We start from the raw sequence: 15,423 nt of genomic DNA, 5'->3' as shown, positions 1-15,423 counted from the left end.
GGATGTAAGTATGGATCATCCCAGGCGGGAGCTGTTGCTGTATCAGGGAGAATTTATTTCGGGTTGCGTGTATGGGGCAAACGATCATATGAATTTCAGGGGAAAGAGAAAGGAGCTGCAAAATGTATAATATACTGGTTTGTGATGATGACAGAGAGATTGTGGATGCGATAGAGATTTATCTGGCACAGGAGGGGTTTCGCGTATATAAGGCTTATGACGGAGAGGAAGCGCTTGACGTACTGAAAAGAGAAGAGATCCATCTTCTGATTCTGGATTTGATGATGCCAAAGATGGACGGCATTCATGCGATTATGAAGATCCGGCAGGACAGCAGTATCCCGATTATCGTGCTGTCGGCAAAGACACAGGATACAGACAAGATTCTCGGGTTGAATCTCGGGGCGGATGACTATGTTTCGAAGCCATTTAATCCGTTGGAACTGCTGGCCCGGGTGAAGTCCCAAATCCGCCGTTATACGAATTTCGGAAGTGCCGCTGATGTGGCCGAGTCAGAAAAGATTTATTCGACAGGCGGTCTTGTGATCAATGATGATCGCAAGTCGGTGACAGTGGATGGAGAACCGGTAAAGCTGACCAGGATTGAATACAACATTCTGCTGTTCCTGGTCCAGAATAAAGGCAAGGTCTTTTCAATAGATCAGATTTATGAGCAGATCTGGCAGGAGGAGGCCTTTGGCGCAGACAATACGGTTACGGTACATATCAGGCACATTCGTGAGAAGATTGAGATTGATCCGAAAAATCCGAAGTACCTCAAAGTAATCTGGGGGATCGGTTATCGGGTGGAGAACCTCTGATTTCGGGCGTACGTATCCAGATTTGACAAAGAGAGACAGCATTTGTGATATTACTTGAGAATCAGGAGGCAGATTCGTGGGAAAACTGATTTACAAAAAAAGTGTAAAGGCAATTCTCCTGGCTTTGCAGATAGCAGCTGCGGGAGTCGTTGTTTTCTGCCTTTTAAATATTGGCTTTTGGTTGGAGGACAGCTACAGCATATGGGAGATGTCCAGAAATTATGAAGAGACGGATCTGTTTTTCCGACAGGCAGATACGATCATTACGCACAAAATACGAGGAAAACAAAATGTGGCCCTGTTTGAGACGGACGGGGAGTATAATGGCAATAAGGAAATTGATATTCGTTCCTACGGGACGAGCAACAGTTCCGTGCGTGATCTGAATACTTCCTATACGTTGGCAGATCTTTTGAAATTTGCAGAGAGCGGTGGACGCGCAAGGCTGCATACGGCAATCAGCCGCGCGCTTGATGAACAGGAAAAAAGTGGACGGGAGGCAGGTGAAGTTCTGGATGAGCAATCCGATGATTTGGAAACGATCACACCTGTGACCGGCATTTCCCTTTCCGAATGCTCAAGATGGTATTCGAATCCGGCAGATTTCGTGCTCGATCTGTATCAGTCCCTGGATCGTGTCAGTGAAGAAATATATGGAAGATATCAGGAGTATACGTTTCTTCAGGATGAAGGGTGGTCTGAGGAAGCGCCGAGCAATCTCAAATATTGTATTGAGAATACGGCTACCGGAGAGATTTATACGAATACCGGACAGACCAAATACGCGGCGGCAGTAGAAGCTGTCCGGGCGGATGAAGACTTTATAAGCCTTTATGAAGGCGAGCGCAGCTTCAATATCATGACGGCAAATCCGGATAATGTTCTGAATAATTCTGCGGCTGACTGGTTTATGCAGGAACGGTTTGTCAATACAAATGAAACGGTTTTTCTGGCAGTCAATACGGCTTATCCGGTGAGCGATGAGCTCAAAATCGGCAACGATATTTTTGCGAAGCGGGAAGGAATTGTGTTTGGCTCCCTGGCGCTTGCCGTGCTTTGTTGTCTGCTGATTGCGTTTTGTTTTGCTCTTTGTGTACTCGGGGCAGGATGGACAGAGGGCCGCTGTACCCCTACAGCTGCCCGGATTGACAGGATTCCGACAGAACTTGCAGCGGGACTTTTTCTGACCATTGGTGTATTGTATCTGATTGCTTTCCTGAACTGGTTGCCGTCTCCCGAAAATATGACAGAAAGTGAACGTGTGGCGACGTCTGTGTTCGGCGCTTCTGCCTATGCGGTATTTTTAGCAGGCAGTCTGAGTCTTGTGCGCAGAAAGCGCACGCAGACACTTTGGTCAAACAGTATCTGTCTGATGTTGCTTAGAACGTGGCGTCAGGTGACTTCAGCCCGCGCGGCGTCGGGACAGTTTCTGTTTTTTTACATTATCTTTGTTATTTTGAACTTTATTTTTCTATTGTTAGGAAACATCGGCTTTTTTCTGATGCTTGTCCTGGATGTGGCGGTGCTTTTATATCTTTTGCAGGATATGACAGGAAAGCAAAGTATTTATGAGGGGATTCATCAGATTTCAAAGGGAGATCTGGAATATAAGATTGATACAGGAGCTTTGCAGGGCGAAACGTACGAGATGGCGAAGGCAGTAAATGACATGGGCGACGGTCTGCAAAAAGCCGTGGAAGCGATTATCAAAAATGAGCGTCTGAAGGCAGAACTGATTACAAATGTGTCGCACGATATCAAAACTCCTCTGACATCAATCGTAAATTATGTGGACTTGCTGAAACGTGAGAATCTGCCGGATGAGAGGGTACGCCATTATGTGGAAGTTCTGGAACAGAAGTCACAGAGGCTGCGGCAGCTTACGGAAGACCTGGTGGAGGCAAGCAAGATCAGCTCCGGGAATGTGGAACTTCAGATGATGAAGCTGCAATTTCAGAGTATGCTGCAGCAGGCGTGGGGAGAGTTTCAGGAGCGCTATGAGGAGCGGGGCCTCATTCCGGTATGGGAAGTTGAGAAGGAACCAGCCTGCATTATGGCAGACGGCCGGCAGCTTTGGAGGATTCTGGAAAATCTGCTTGGGAATATTTACAAATACGCGATGGAAGGAACGCGTGTTTATTTTGAACTGTACCGGGAGGACCGAACGGTTTATCTGGTATTACAGAATACGTCGCGAGAGACGATCGCGGTGGACGCACAGGAGTTGACAGCCCGCTTTGTACGTGGTGATAAAAGTCGGACAACAGAAGGGAGTGGCCTTGGTCTTTCGATTGCACAAAGCCTTGTGGAGCTTCAGGGCGGAACATTTTCGATCTCTGTGGAGGACGATCAGTTCCGGGCCACAGTCAGTTTTCCGGTGGTGGTGGACGACGAGTAAAAACAGTGTATTTTCTTCGGGTATCCGGATTCTGTAAAGAAAAAATAGATATATGAAATTTCTCTGAATTTAAGGCCGGGTCTGTTGACATTCCCTTTTTTTGGCTGTAAAGTTGAAGGAACGATAAGAGAAACGAGGCTGTTCAGATGAAAAGACGTTTTATGGATTTTATGAGTGGAAGGTATGGAGCAGACCAGCTTTCCAGATTTATGCTCGGAGTTTGTGTGGTGTGCATTGTTCTGAATCTGTTCACACACATCCGCGGGTTTTATCTGCTGTCGCTTGTGCTTATTGGTATCTGCTATTTCCGGATGCTGTCACGCAATTTTGCAAAGCGCAGTGCAGAAAATGAGAAGTATTTGAATATAGTCTGGAAAATAAAGAGAAAGTTTCAGCAGACGAAAAACCGGGTGGTACAGAGCAAAGATTTCCATATTTACAAGTGCCCGTCCTGTGGTCAGAAAATCCGGATTCCGCGTGGTAAAGGAAAGATCTGTATCACATGTCCGAAGTGCAGGCAGGAGTTTGAAAAGAAGAGCTGATTGGTATGTTTGGATATATTTATGTGAATGAACAGGAGCTGAAGCTGCGTGAATACACTGTATATCGCAGTTTTTACTGCGGGTTGTGCCAGAATCTGAAGCACAGGTATGGACGTATGGCTCAGATGATGTTAAACTATGATCTGACGTTTCTTGCACTTTTGCTGACCGGAGTGTACGAGCCGGAGACGAAGGTGGAGGAACACCGCTGTATAGTACATCCGGTTTCCAGACACCGCATGGCGGACAATGATGCAGTGAATTATGCGGCGGATATGTGTGTTTTGCTTTCCTATCAGAAGCTTAGGGATGACTGGGAGGATGAGCACCGGCAGACGCGCCGTGCTGCGGCCGCTTCCCTGCGCAGCGCCTATCAGCGGATTTCCATGAAATATCCGCGGCAGGCGCATGCTGTGGAGGAAAATATCAGGCTGCTTCACGAGGCAGAGCGACAGGGGCGCCGGGATATTGATTATGTTGCCGGGCTTACAGGCTGTTTTCTGGCAGAGATATTTATGTGGAAAGAAGACATCTGGCAGGAGGATCTGCGTCAGATGGGTTTTTTTATGGGTAAATTTATCTATCTGATGGATGCAGTCGACGATATAAAAAAAGATAAAAAAAGCGGCAGCTACAATGTATTTTCGGAGTATGGGGATATCTGGAGTCCGGAAAAGGAAAGAGAGATTCGTGATATTCTGCGGGATATGATGACAGCCGCATCCCAGGCTTTTGAGCGGCTTCCGGTACTGGAGAATGCGGAGATTATCCGCAATATTCTGTATTCGGGTGTCTGGTGCCGTTATGCGGCGCTGCGCAGCAGGGACGAAGAGAAAAAGAAACAGACAAAACCAGTTGGGTGATGCCGCAAAAGCTGCGGCGGAGGAGATTATGAAAAATCCGTATACGGTCCTGGGAGTGCCGGAAAGCGCTTCTGAGGAAGAGGTGAAAAAAGCATACAGGTCACTCAGTCGAAAATATCATCCGGATGCCAATGTCAATAATCCGAACAAGGCGCAGGCAGAGGAGAAATTTAAGGAGATTCAGCAGGCATATCAGCAGATTATGCGTGAAAAAGAAGGTGGAGGAAGCTACCAGAGCGGACCGGGAAGTTATGGGCGTGGTGGATTCTACGGTGGTTATGGCAGCGCAAATGCAGGCAGGGGCGCATCTTGGTCGGAAGAGGATGTTCGGATGCAGGCGGCGGAGAACTATATCAGGAGCCGTCATTTCACGGAGGCGCTGCATGTGCTTTCCGAGATTGGCCTGCACAATGCACGCTGGTATTATCTGAGCGCAATGGCTAATTTCGGACAGGGCAATAACGTCACCGCAAAAGAACACGCACAAAAGGCTGTGTCCATGGAGCCAAACAATATGGTATACCGCCAGTTTTTGCAGCAGATGGAAAACGGAGGTGCGTGGTATCAGTCGATGGGCGATATGTACGGCAGCCCGATGACAGGCCAGGGAGACTGGTGTATGAAGCTTTGTATGATGAATGCGCTGTGCGGCTGCTGCTGTGGCAGGCCGGTATTCTTCTGTTAATTTAAAATCTTTCAGAGAAAAATCAGGGAGGAACTAGGATGAGCAGTTATGAAATTGAGACAAAATGTATTCAGTCGGGCTGGCAGCCGAAAACGGGAGAGCCGCGTATGCTGCCGATTTACCAGAGTACGACGTTTAAATATGATACGGCAGATCAGATGGGAAGGCTGTTTGATCTGGAAGACAACGGATATTTTTATACAAGATTGCAGAACCCGACAAATGATGCAGTAGCTGCTAAAATTGCAGACCTGGAGGGCGGTGTTGCGGCCATGCTGACATCCTCCGGTCAGGCGGCGAACTATTACGCAGTGTTCAATATCTGTGAGGCGGGAGATCACGTGATCTGTGCATCGGCCATTTACGGGGGTACGTTTAATCTTCTTGGCGTGACGTTGAAAAAGCAGGGAATTGCGTGTACTTTTGTGGATGTAGATGCTGACGAGGAGACGCTTCATGCAGCTTTCCAGCCGAATACAAAGGCTGTATTGGCAGAGAGTATTTCCAATCCGGCTCTTGTGATTCTGGATATTGAAAAAATGGCGCGGGTGGCGCATACGCACGGTGTGCCGCTCATTGTGGATAATACATTTGCTACACCGGTGAATTGCCGTCCGTTTGAATGGGGCGCAGATATTGTAACGCATTCAACGACCAAATATATGGATGGACATGCCATGCAGGTCGGTGGAGCGATTGTGGACAGCGGCAATTTTGACTGGGAGGCTCAGGCAGAGAAGTTTCCGGGCCTGACAGAGCCGGACGAGTCTTACCATGGCGTTGTCTATACAAAGAAGTTCGGCAAGGCTGCTTATATCACAAAAGCCACGTCTCAGCTGATGCGTGACCTGGGTTCTATTCCGTCTCCGATGAACTGCTTTTTGCTGAATGTAGGGCTGGAGACGCTGCCGCTGCGCGTGGAGCGCCACTGTTATAATGCGCAGAAGGTGGCAGAGTTTCTGAATGCGCATGAGAAGGTGGAGAAAGTAAATTATGCAGGACTTCCGGGAGATAAGTACTACACATTGGCACAGAAGTATATGCCAAAGGGGATCTGCGGTGTCATTTCATTTGAATTAAAGGGTGGTCGTGCTCCAGCAGTTCAGTTTATGGATTCACTGAAACTGGCCTCTATTGTAACGCATGTGGCGGATGCCAAGACCTGCGTGCTTCATCCGGCAAGCCATACACACCGTCAGCTGACGGATCAGCAGCTGGAAGAGGCAGGCATTTCTACAGGGCTGATTCGTCTGTCTGTCGGTATTGAAAATGTAAAGGACATTATTGCAGATCTGGAGCAGGCGCTGGAAAAAGCGGAGATATGAGCGTAAGTTGTAAAAGGAAATAACAATTTCAAAAAAGGCAATTCGGATTTTCGAAAACAATAGAAAACACATCGGAACGTATCTGGGGCAGGCCCCTTCCATGATAGTTTCGATGTGTTTTATGTTTTTGGCGGTTTTAAGTATCTTTTCCAATGTTCGCTATGAGACGCGGCGCTTACTCTGACAACGGAGTGCTTTCTGATGCATGTCCTTCCACTGTCTCAGTGAGAAGCTCGGATGCACAGTGCGGACATTTTACCGCGTCTTTGTGGATCTCAGATTTACAGTAAGGACATATCTTTGTTGTGACTTGTGGAGCAGGAGCCGGCCGGTGCAGACGGTTGATTCCTTTGACCATGAGGAAAATGACGAAAGCGGTCAGCAGAAACTGTATGACCAGCTGAATAAAGTTTCCGTAAGCAAGTACCGGGGCTGCGGCGTCCCGGGCAGCCTGAAGAGAGGGATACGTATTGCCGTCGAGCGGCAACATCAGGTCTGTAAAATTAATTTTGCCGGTAATCAGGGTAATGACAGGCATAATAATGTCCCCTACCAGGGAATTGACAATACCGGTAAAAGCACTGCCGACAATGACACCGACTGCCATATCCATGACATTTCCACGCATGATAAAAGTCTTGAATTCTGATAGCATTTTTTTCATATGTGTCCTCCGTATTAATTTATAATTAATAGTATAACATGGTTATTTTAAAAAATCTATGATATCATAAAAGAGCGAATAATGGGAGGATGATAATTTATGCGATTTATGCATATTGCAGATGTACATCTTGGTGCAGCGCCTGACCATGGTTATCTGTGGGCCAGAGAACGGGGAAGGGAACTTTGGGAGAGCTTCCGGCGCTGTATTGAGGATGCAAACGAGAAGAAAATAGATTTGTTGCTGATTGCCGGAGATCTGTTTCACCGGCAGCCGGATATGCAGGAGCTTCAGGAGGTGAATTATCTCTTTTCCACACTGGAGCGGACGATTGTGGTACTGATTGCAGGGAACCATGACCACTTGAAACCGTCCTCTGCGTACACTGCATTCCCGTGGAATGAAAATGTGATCTGCCTGTTTTCACCGGAATGCGAGAGAGTACGCCTGCCGGAGCTCAAAACAGAGATTTACGGGTTCAGCTATCACAGACAGGAAATTTCAGAACCATTGTATGACGGAATTGTGGCGGAGAAAAACGATTATTTTAAGATACTGCTGGCCCACGGTGGGGATGCGGAACATATTCCGTTTAACAAGCAGACCCTCCAGTCAGCAGGTTTTGATTATATTGCACTGGGGCATATCCATAAGCCACAGGTTGTGCTTCGCAACCTTGCGATGTATGCAGGGGCGCTGGAGCCGATTGACTGTAATGATGTGGGGCCACACGGCTATATCATCGGAGAGGTGCAGCGGAAAAAAGTAAAGCTTTCATTTGTGGAAGTATGCAGCAGAGAGTATTGTCAGGAGGAGATTACAGTCACGGAATCCGACACAGTATATTCTGTACGGGAAAAGATTGCAGTGGCCATCCGGGAGAGAGGGGCACAGCATACCTACCGGATTACGCTTACCGGAGAGCGCCAGCCACGGCTGATGTTGGATATTCGGGAGTATATGAAATGTGGGCGTATTCTGGAAATCATAGACCGTACGGTTCCGGCTTTTCATTTGCAGGAGCTGCGTCGGGAATACCGTGGACAGCTGATTGGAAATTTTATCGAAAGCTTTGGGGAAAAGCCGAAAGGGCTTGTAGAAGAAAAAGCGCTTCGCTACGGATTGGAGGCTTTACTCTACCCCGAGAAGCAGAGAAGGTAATGGCGCCCATTTGCAGATATGAGAGGCAGTTTACAAACAGGGACTGACCAGGGAGAGAAGTGAGGATGGAAATACAGGAACTTTTTTTAAAGCATTATGGCAAATTTGAAAATCACAGGATTCCTCTGAAGACTGGGATTAATATTATTTATGGAGGGAATGAGACCGGAAAAACAACGATTCATTCCTTTATTCGGGCGATGTTTTTTGGGTTAAACCGGGCCCGGGGTCGTGCTGCGCACACCGATGAGTATCAGGTGCGGCAGCCGTGGGAGACTCCGGGCGCGTTTCTGGGCAGTATGCGCATACAGGAAAATGGCGCGGTGTACCGGATTGACCGGTGTTTTGACCGGAGTACAAAACCATTGACCGTGACGCGGGAAGGTGTGATGCCCGGATATGGCATGTATGAAATGGAGGAGGAATCCGTGGAATATGCGCAGCCTGAGCGCGTACTTGGAGAGCTGCTTGGCCAGATGAGCGAGGCAGCTTTTGTAAATACGGTATTTGTTCCGCAGGCAAAAGCTGAGACGGATGAGGCACTTGCTATGGAGCTGCGCAGATTTATGGTAAACAGTGACAGTACGCTGGACGGTCAGATTGATGTTACCGCAGCACTGCAGGGGCTTCGTAAAAAAAAGAAGCAGTTTGAGCAGAAGAAAAAGAAAGAAGACGAACGGATGGAGGAAGCGATCGAGAAGAAACAGGCGCAGGCAGAGCTGATACGGAGCGAGATGGAACTGCTGCAAAGACAAAAAGGCATTTCTGCATACGATATGCGTCGGCCATTGCAGGAAAGAGAGGGACAGCAACCGGAAAGGGCAACGCATTTGAAATGGATTCTGGAGGGGTTGCTTCTGCTTGCAGGTATTTTGGCCTTTGCCTGTGCATTTTTCCTGACTGATTGGAAAATCCGGGTATTTCTCGGTGTATTTGGGGCAGTGTTTCTGGCTCTGATTTATCCGGTTCATCTGCTTATGGGAGCGCAGGTGGATGAGGAAGAAGAACCGGAACCCGACTGGGGGGATGAGCGTGGAAGATATTTACAGGAGGAGATCCAGGGACGGGAGGAGCAGTATCAGAGGCTTCAGGATGAACTTGAGGAGCTGTACCACAGTCACGTCCGGTTGGACGGTACAGATACAGAAATAGCGGCTCTTACCATGGCAATCGACCGGATTTGTGAGCTGTCTTCCGGAATCTATGCAAAGTCGGGCGGGCTTTTGAACCGCCGTGCATCAGAGATATTAAGAGAACTCACGGGCGGGGCTTATGACCGGATTGTTCTGGATGAGACGGCAGAAATCCGCATTCACACGCCGCAGAGGGTTTTGGGTCTGCATCAGGTAAGCGGCGGGACCTTGCAGCAGATTTATTTTGCACTGCGTATGGCATCCGGCGAGCTGCTTTCGGAAGGAAGGGTACTGCCGATCGTTCTGGATGAGACCTTTGCGATGTATGATGACGTGCGGCTTGAGGCAGCGCTTCGTTGGCTGAAAAAAAGCGGCCGTCAGGTGATTCTTTTCACGTGCCAGAAGAGGGAAAGGGAAATTCTGGAGCGTATCAGCTGACTTTTGTACGAAATATGAAAAAATATTTTTCTGTGAGACATTTTCCCGGACAGCGTCGTCTAATGTTTGAAGCAAAACAAAAAAACCGTTTTTCCTGGGCCGGGATAAAGGGCCCGGTGCAGGGGAAACAGCTGCCGGCCGGCGCATTGCTTCAAAACAAAGATTGCAGAAAGGAAAAGGTATGGAGAATCTCGTAAAAAGGGCGCAGAAACGTGATGCAGATGCATTTACAGAATTAATGCGAATGCAGATGCAGAACATGTACAAAGCAGCCAAGGCAATTCTTTCCAATGAAGAGGACGTGGCAGACGCGATACAGGATACGATCCTGACCTGTTGGGAAAAGCTCGGGCAGCTTGCAAGTCCACCATATTTCCGGACCTGGATGACGCGCATTTTAATCAATAAATGCAATGATATTTTACGGAAGCGGGAAAGGCTGAACTTTACGGATGAGGTGCCAGAGATACCTGTCTGTGATACCGGATATGGAAATATGGAATGGAATGAAGCGCTGAATTCTTTAGATGAGAAATACCGTCTGGTGATTCTTCTGTATTATGTGGAAGGCTATAAGACCAGTGAAATCAGTCAGATTCTGGAGATTCCGGAAAGCACGGTGCGGACACGTCTTGCCAGAGGCAGAGAGAAAATGGCGGCGGAGTACAGGCAGACGGGAAATAGTGCAAAGCCAGATATTTCCAGGATGGGCAGTGTTGCGATTCAAAGAAGGAGGCTTGTATGAGACAGAGAGATAAGCTTGACATATTGCGGTCAGAGGTGGAGATTCCGGAGATTGTGCAACGAAAAGCAGAAGCTGCATTTGCACAGATCAAAATGGAAGGCGCGTTTTTACAGGGAGATCCGCAGGAAAAGGTAAAGGGGCAGGATATGAAGGGAAAAGACAGACAGAACATAAAAGGAAGCAGAAGAATTTCAGTAAAAAGATTCTGGCCGGCGGCTACAGCAGCCGCAGTGGCGGTAACCGTATTGGGAGTTGGAGCGGCGGCAGCCTATTCACAGTGGAGCAAAGGAATGGGGGATGGCCTTCAGGTTTCGTCAGAGATGCGCCAGGAGCTGGAGGATATCCAGATGGCATCCTTCCCGGAACAGTCAGTAACCCAGGGCGATGTAACCGTAACCGCGCAGCAGGCGATTGTAGACAGCCATTTTGCACGCATTTCCTTTAAAGTAGAGGGATTTACGGTAGAAGACGGAATAGAGCCGGGGTTTGCCAGCACATCCGTAAATGTGGGAACAAAGGACGGCAGCTATACGTCAGAACATGCAAATGGCAGCGTCTTAAGCGGATTTTATGATGGCTTGATTTATGAGAATGGAAAGGCCGTGTATCAGGACGGTACGCCGCTGTCAGATGACAGTGTGATCAGCTATACGATGGAAGACGGAAGCTTGGAGTATCAGATTGATATGTTCAGCGGTGAGAAGGATTATTATATTGGAAAACAGATTTATGTAGAATTGAAGGATCTGGGCATTGCGTCGCAGTTTGCAGGTGAACCGGATGTGAAGGTTCCCGGCACCTGGAGCTTTGAATGGACACTTCCGGGAAACAATGAAGTAAAGAGCTTTGAACTTGACGAGACGCTCGGAGACAGCGGCGCTGTAGTTACTGGCGCGGAACTGTCGCCACTTTCTGTTTCTGCTACGTATGAAATGCCAAGACAGGAAGAAACAGAGCTGGGGATCGACGAAAACGGTACGGAATTTACACACGAATATTTCAGAGAGCCGCCATATCTTACAGGTGTGAAATTAAAAGATGGTACAATGTATACTGGCATTATCGGCGGCGGACAGTCAGGCTATGTATCCGAAAATTCCGATACGTATGAGGTGATTTATTCACTGATGCGTGCGATTGACCCGAATGAAGTAGACAGCCTGCTGTTTGTAAAATCCTATCCGGAGGGCGAGGAACCGCTGCAGGAAGAAAATCTCTATATTGTTCCGATTTCATAAAGTTCAATTCTGCAAGATATAAAAATTTTAGCAATAAACAGTAATCTGCGGCACAGACAGTATTCAGGGAAACTGAATTCTGCCTGTGCCGCATTTCTGTTTTGTTTCTTTTAAGACAGAGTGGCTGCATCCAGCGCCAGCTATACGGGACCGTAATAGGTACCACAATTGTCACAGATGCCTTATGTCAATCTAGGACCAGAGATTGAAAAGATCCTAAGAAACGTATAAAATATATGAAGTAGCCTATGAAAATACCATTTACCAAAAAAGGAGATTCATCATGTTAAAAATCGGCTGTCATCTGTCATCCTCAAAAGGCTTTCTTCATATGGGAAAAGAAGCAATTTCCATCGGAGCAAATACTTTTCAGTTTTTTACACGAAACCCGCGTGGAAGCAAGGCAAAGGCAATTGACGAAAGGGACGTACAAGCTTATCTGGCGTATGCAAAAGAACATGGAATCGGGACAATTGTGGCTCATGCGCCGTATACGTTGAATGCATGCTCAGCGGACCCGCATGTACGGGAATTTGCACAGGAAACCATGGCGGATGATCTGAGACGAATGGAGTATCTGCCAGGAAATGTCTACAATTTTCATCCCGGAAGCCATGTAGGACAAGGGATTGAGCAAGGGATTTCGTGGATTGTTAAGACGCTGAATGAAATCCTTACTCCCGACCAGAATACGACCGTGTTATTGGAAACCATGGCAGGAAAGGGGTCGGAGGTAGGCAGCAGGTTTGAAGAGCTGGCAGAGATCATAGAACGTGTGGAGCTCAAAGAGAAAATCGGCGTCTGCCTGGATACGTGTCACGTATACGATGCAGGCTATGACATTGTGGGCGATCTGGACGGTGTGCTGAGAGAATTTGACCAAGTGATCGGATTGGAGAGACTAAGGGCGGTTCATGTCAATGACAGCAAGAATCCGGCGGGCAGTCATAAGGATCGTCATGAAAGGATCGGAGAAGGGTACATTGGCTTTGAGACACTGCAGCGAATTGTGCATCATCCGCAGCTTAGCCATCTGCCGTTCTGTCTGGAGACGCCGAACGAGCTGGATGGCTACGCAGCAGAGATTAAAATGCTTCGGTCAGAAAAGTAAAGTAAATTAATTCCTGTGTTTTTCAAGGAAGCTGTTGATACGGTCAGTCGGATTGAGCAGCTCACTGATCGAACCGTCATGATTCAGCGTATCAATAATCAGCGCAATGTATTTGCTCATATCGCATCCGGTGTAATAAGGCTTCTGCAGAAGCTCCGGAGTCTGGTAGACGAGATTTGTTGTCAACATAGCGAAGAACACGCCGTCTTCATATGCTTTGTCAAACTTGTCCAGACCATTGGTAAACAAACCGAAGGTGGAACAGATGAAGATACGTCCTGCATTGCGCTTCTTAAGCTCTCTGGCGACATCAAGCATGCTGTCTCCGGAGGAAATCATGTCATCAAGAATCACAACGTCTTTGCCACCTACATCTGAACCGAGGAATTCATGAGCAACGATCGGGTTACGGCCGTTTACGACGTGCGCGTAATCGCGTCGTTTGTAGAACATACCCATATCAACGCCAAGAATATTGGCCATGTAAATCGCACGGCTGGCAGCGCCCTCGTCCGGGCTGATGATCATCAGATGGTCGGCATCCATGCGGATATCCGGCGCGGCTTTATAAAGCCCCTTGATAAACTGATAAACAGGCTGGACGGTTTCAAAGCCGTGCAGCGGAATCGCATTTTGCACGCGCGGGTCATGCGCATCAAAGGTGATAATGTTGTCGACGCCCATGCTGACCAGCTCCTGCAAGGCCAGCGCGCAGTCAAGAGATTCGCGGCCGGTTCGTTTATGCTGGCGGCTTTCATAGAGGAACGGCATAATCACATTCAGACGACGTGCTTTTCCGCCGACTGCTGCGATAATACGCTTCAAATCCTGAAAATGGTCGTCCGGAGACATGTGGTTTGTATATCCGCAGAGGGAATAGGTCAGGTTGTAATTGCAGACGTCTACGAGAATGTAAAGATCGTCTCCACGCACGGAACCGTTAATAATACCCTTTGCTTCACCGGAGCCAAAACGCGGCACACTGGCATCGACAAGATAGGAATTGCGCGAATAAGTCTGCAAAAGCGGGCTGCCGAGGTGCTCATGGTCACGTTCCTGCCGCCATTGTACGATATGTGCGTCAATCTTCTTGCCAAGTGATTCACAGCTTTTCAGCGGTATAATACCAAGCTCGCCTACCGGGATAGTCTCAAGATTTCGTTCATTTGCAGATTGGAATTCCATATTGTAATCCTCCTGTCGCTGGATGCCAGCGGTGTTTATATATTATATTTTTCAAGTGTTCTGCTGTACAGATTTTACCATAAAAATAAGCTCCGTCAAGTGTTTGAGGCGGATATTTTTTTCTGAAGCCGGATATCGTCGCCAATCAGTTTCAGCATAGTATAACTGCTGGAAATTCTGGAAAAGACACGCTCCGAGTATGTATCGGCAAAGGTGCCGAGCGAAAGGTTGGTGGAAATCAGCGTACTTTTTTGGCGCAGAATCCGTTCATTCAGCACATGAAACAGCTGAGAAGCCACGAATGAATTTACGAGTTCTGTTCCCAGATCATCAATAATCAGAAAATCACAGTCAAAAATTTGCTGCTCAAGCTCCTGGGCCTGCTGCGGATTGCTGCGTCCGAATGTAGAATCAGCAAAGAGGTCAAAAAGCCGGAAAGACGAAAAGTAAATAACCGAATGCGTGCTGTCCAGCAATTCCCGGGCAATACAGTGGGAAAGAAATGTTTTTCCAAGCCCGGTGTCTCCGTAAAGAAACAGATTTTGAAAACGCTGGTCAAATTCCTCGACAAATCGCTTGCATTCGTCAAACGCACGTCTGGCTGTCTGCGCGGCAGAAAGCCCCGTCACAGGGTCTGAAATAGCTTCTGAATAGTATTTCATGGAAAACGAAGAGAAATTCTCTACCTCAAGAATTTCCTTTAGATTAGACTGTGTATAAAGCAGATCAATCGCAGCCTGGCGGAAACAGTGGCATTTCTGCGTTCCAATATAACCGGTATCCTGGCAGTCCGGGCAGCGATAACGCGGCTGTAAATAATCCGAAGGATAACCGGCTTTCAAAAGAAGTTGATTACGGTACACGGATAACCTGTCAATTTGCGTCCTCAGAGCATCTACAGGCGAAATGGCGGGTGATGTTTCCAGTAAAAGCATCTGCCGCGCACATGCCGTACTGGTAGCGGCAATCTCAGCATCAATCTCAGAAAACTCCGGAAACCGCGTATAAATTTCCTCCCGCCGTTCCTCAAGCTCCTGCCGGTTCACCGTCTGCTGCTTCTGATAATCCCTCATAATCCGATTATACTGCTCATTTGAAAGTCCCATAGGAGCTC

14 protein-coding genes are annotated in these 15,423 nt (G+C 47.8%); 11 read left to right on the top strand and 3 right to left on the bottom strand.

Going from position 1 to position 15,423, the window contains the following annotated elements; all coding sequences use genetic code 11:
* Positions 1-122: 122 nt before the first annotated feature.
* The 6 genes from AC6I2O_RS06230 to AC6I2O_RS06205 all read left to right on the top strand — a co-directional run bounded on the left by AC6I2O_RS06230 (position 123) and on the right by AC6I2O_RS06205 (position 6,634).
* Positions 123-821 carry a response regulator transcription factor gene (locus tag AC6I2O_RS06230; protein ID WP_120391020.1) on the top strand — a complete coding sequence of 233 codons (699 nt, stop codon included), beginning with the start codon at positions 123-125 and terminating at the stop codon, positions 819-821.
* Between the two features lie 76 nt (positions 822-897).
* Positions 898-3,219, top strand: coding sequence for a histidine kinase dimerization/phospho-acceptor domain-containing protein (locus AC6I2O_RS06225; protein WP_497742126.1), 2,322 nt, complete (start codon positions 898-900; stop codon positions 3,217-3,219).
* A gap of 146 nt (positions 3,220-3,365) precedes the next feature.
* The gene (locus AC6I2O_RS06220; RefSeq protein WP_497742124.1) at positions 3,366-3,761 is read left to right on the top strand and encodes a hypothetical protein; all 396 of its coding nucleotides are present in this window, start codon (positions 3,366-3,368) and stop codon (positions 3,759-3,761) included.
* Positions 3,762-3,766: 5 nt separating this feature from the next.
* The gene (locus tag AC6I2O_RS06215; protein WP_120391018.1) at positions 3,767-4,624 is read left to right on the top strand and encodes a DUF5685 family protein; all 858 of its coding nucleotides are present in this window, start codon (positions 3,767-3,769) and stop codon (positions 4,622-4,624) included.
* A gap of 28 nt (positions 4,625-4,652) precedes the next feature.
* Positions 4,653-5,309 (top strand): J domain-containing protein, encoded by a 657-nt coding sequence (locus tag AC6I2O_RS06210; RefSeq protein ID WP_120391341.1) that lies wholly within the window; start codon positions 4,653-4,655, stop codon positions 5,307-5,309.
* Between the two features lie 38 nt (positions 5,310-5,347).
* Positions 5,348-6,634, top strand: a complete 1,287-nt coding sequence (locus AC6I2O_RS06205) for an O-acetylhomoserine aminocarboxypropyltransferase/cysteine synthase family protein (protein ID WP_497742122.1) — start codon at positions 5,348-5,350, stop codon at positions 6,632-6,634.
* 175 nt (positions 6,635-6,809) lie between these two features.
* Here AC6I2O_RS06205 and mscL read toward each other — a convergent pair whose 3' ends face one another.
* Positions 6,810-7,298, bottom strand: a complete 489-nt coding sequence (gene mscL / locus AC6I2O_RS06200) for a large conductance mechanosensitive channel protein MscL (protein WP_120391016.1) — start codon at positions 7,296-7,298, stop codon at positions 6,810-6,812.
* Between the two features lie 99 nt (positions 7,299-7,397).
* On the opposite strand from mscL, the gene AC6I2O_RS06195 reads away from it, so the two are divergent.
* The 5 genes from AC6I2O_RS06195 to AC6I2O_RS06175 all read left to right on the top strand — a co-directional run bounded on the left by AC6I2O_RS06195 (position 7,398) and on the right by AC6I2O_RS06175 (position 13,124).
* A complete protein-coding gene (locus AC6I2O_RS06195; protein ID WP_120391015.1) occupies positions 7,398-8,459 on the top strand; it encodes a metallophosphoesterase family protein in 1,062 nt (353 codons plus the stop codon).
* Between the two features lie 65 nt (positions 8,460-8,524).
* Positions 8,525-10,030, top strand: coding sequence for an ATP-binding protein (locus tag AC6I2O_RS06190; RefSeq protein ID WP_120391014.1), 1,506 nt, complete (start codon positions 8,525-8,527; stop codon positions 10,028-10,030).
* A gap of 181 nt (positions 10,031-10,211) precedes the next feature.
* Positions 10,212-10,775, top strand: a complete 564-nt coding sequence (locus AC6I2O_RS06185) for an RNA polymerase sigma factor (RefSeq protein ID WP_120391012.1) — start codon at positions 10,212-10,214, stop codon at positions 10,773-10,775.
* A complete protein-coding gene (locus AC6I2O_RS06180) occupies positions 10,772-12,013 on the top strand; it encodes a DUF4179 domain-containing protein (protein WP_120391011.1) in 1,242 nt (413 codons plus the stop codon). Before AC6I2O_RS06185 ends, AC6I2O_RS06180 begins: the two co-directional genes overlap by 4 nt.
* A 283-nt stretch (positions 12,014-12,296) precedes the next feature.
* Positions 12,297-13,124 (top strand): deoxyribonuclease IV, encoded by an 828-nt coding sequence (locus tag AC6I2O_RS06175; protein WP_497742120.1) that lies wholly within the window; start codon positions 12,297-12,299, stop codon positions 13,122-13,124.
* 6 nt (positions 13,125-13,130) lie between these two features.
* On the opposite strand, the gene AC6I2O_RS06170 is transcribed toward AC6I2O_RS06175, so the two are convergent.
* Positions 13,131-14,309, bottom strand: coding sequence for a ribose-phosphate pyrophosphokinase (locus AC6I2O_RS06170; RefSeq protein WP_120391009.1), 1,179 nt, complete (start codon positions 14,307-14,309; stop codon positions 13,131-13,133).
* Positions 14,310-14,404: 95 nt separating this feature from the next.
* Entirely contained in the window at positions 14,405-15,415 is a 1,011-nt protein-coding gene (locus tag AC6I2O_RS06165; RefSeq protein ID WP_120391008.1) for an ATP-binding protein, read from the bottom strand.
* Between the last annotated feature and the right edge of the window lie 8 nt (positions 15,416-15,423).

The sequence above is a fragment of the Blautia sp. St.27G3 genome (assembly GCF_059728505.1).
The sequence above is the reverse complement of the archived record's forward strand: the minus strand, read 5'-3'. Positions and strand labels throughout refer to the sequence as shown.

What these genes read in the sequence shown, in the direction of transcription:
- AC6I2O_RS06170 (WP_120391009.1), bottom strand. Translation starts at nt 14,309, where the DNA reads ATGGAATTCCAATCTGCAAATGAACGAAATCTTGAGACTATCCCGGTA.
- AC6I2O_RS06195 (WP_120391015.1), top strand. Translation starts at nt 7,398, where the DNA reads ATGCGATTTATGCATATTGCAGATGTACATCTTGGTGCAGCGCCTGAC.
- AC6I2O_RS06220 (WP_497742124.1), top strand. Translation starts at nt 3,366, where the DNA reads ATGAAAAGACGTTTTATGGATTTTATGAGTGGAAGGTATGGAGCAGAC.
- AC6I2O_RS06180 (WP_120391011.1), top strand. Translation starts at nt 10,772, where the DNA reads ATGAGACAGAGAGATAAGCTTGACATATTGCGGTCAGAGGTGGAGATT.
- AC6I2O_RS06190 (WP_120391014.1), top strand. Translation starts at nt 8,525, where the DNA reads ATGGAAATACAGGAACTTTTTTTAAAGCATTATGGCAAATTTGAAAAT.
- mscL (WP_120391016.1), bottom strand. Translation starts at nt 7,298, where the DNA reads ATGAAAAAAATGCTATCAGAATTCAAGACTTTTATCATGCGTGGAAAT.
- AC6I2O_RS06185 (WP_120391012.1), top strand. Translation starts at nt 10,212, where the DNA reads ATGGAGAATCTCGTAAAAAGGGCGCAGAAACGTGATGCAGATGCATTT.
- AC6I2O_RS06230 (WP_120391020.1), top strand. Translation starts at nt 123, where the DNA reads ATGTATAATATACTGGTTTGTGATGATGACAGAGAGATTGTGGATGCG.
- AC6I2O_RS06175 (WP_497742120.1), top strand. Translation starts at nt 12,297, where the DNA reads ATGTTAAAAATCGGCTGTCATCTGTCATCCTCAAAAGGCTTTCTTCAT.
- AC6I2O_RS06215 (WP_120391018.1), top strand. Translation starts at nt 3,767, where the DNA reads ATGTTTGGATATATTTATGTGAATGAACAGGAGCTGAAGCTGCGTGAA.
- AC6I2O_RS06210 (WP_120391341.1), top strand. Translation starts at nt 4,653, where the DNA reads ATGAAAAATCCGTATACGGTCCTGGGAGTGCCGGAAAGCGCTTCTGAG.
- AC6I2O_RS06165 (WP_120391008.1), bottom strand. Translation starts at nt 15,415, where the DNA reads ATGGGACTTTCAAATGAGCAGTATAATCGGATTATGAGGGATTATCAG.
- AC6I2O_RS06205 (WP_497742122.1), top strand. Translation starts at nt 5,348, where the DNA reads ATGAGCAGTTATGAAATTGAGACAAAATGTATTCAGTCGGGCTGGCAG.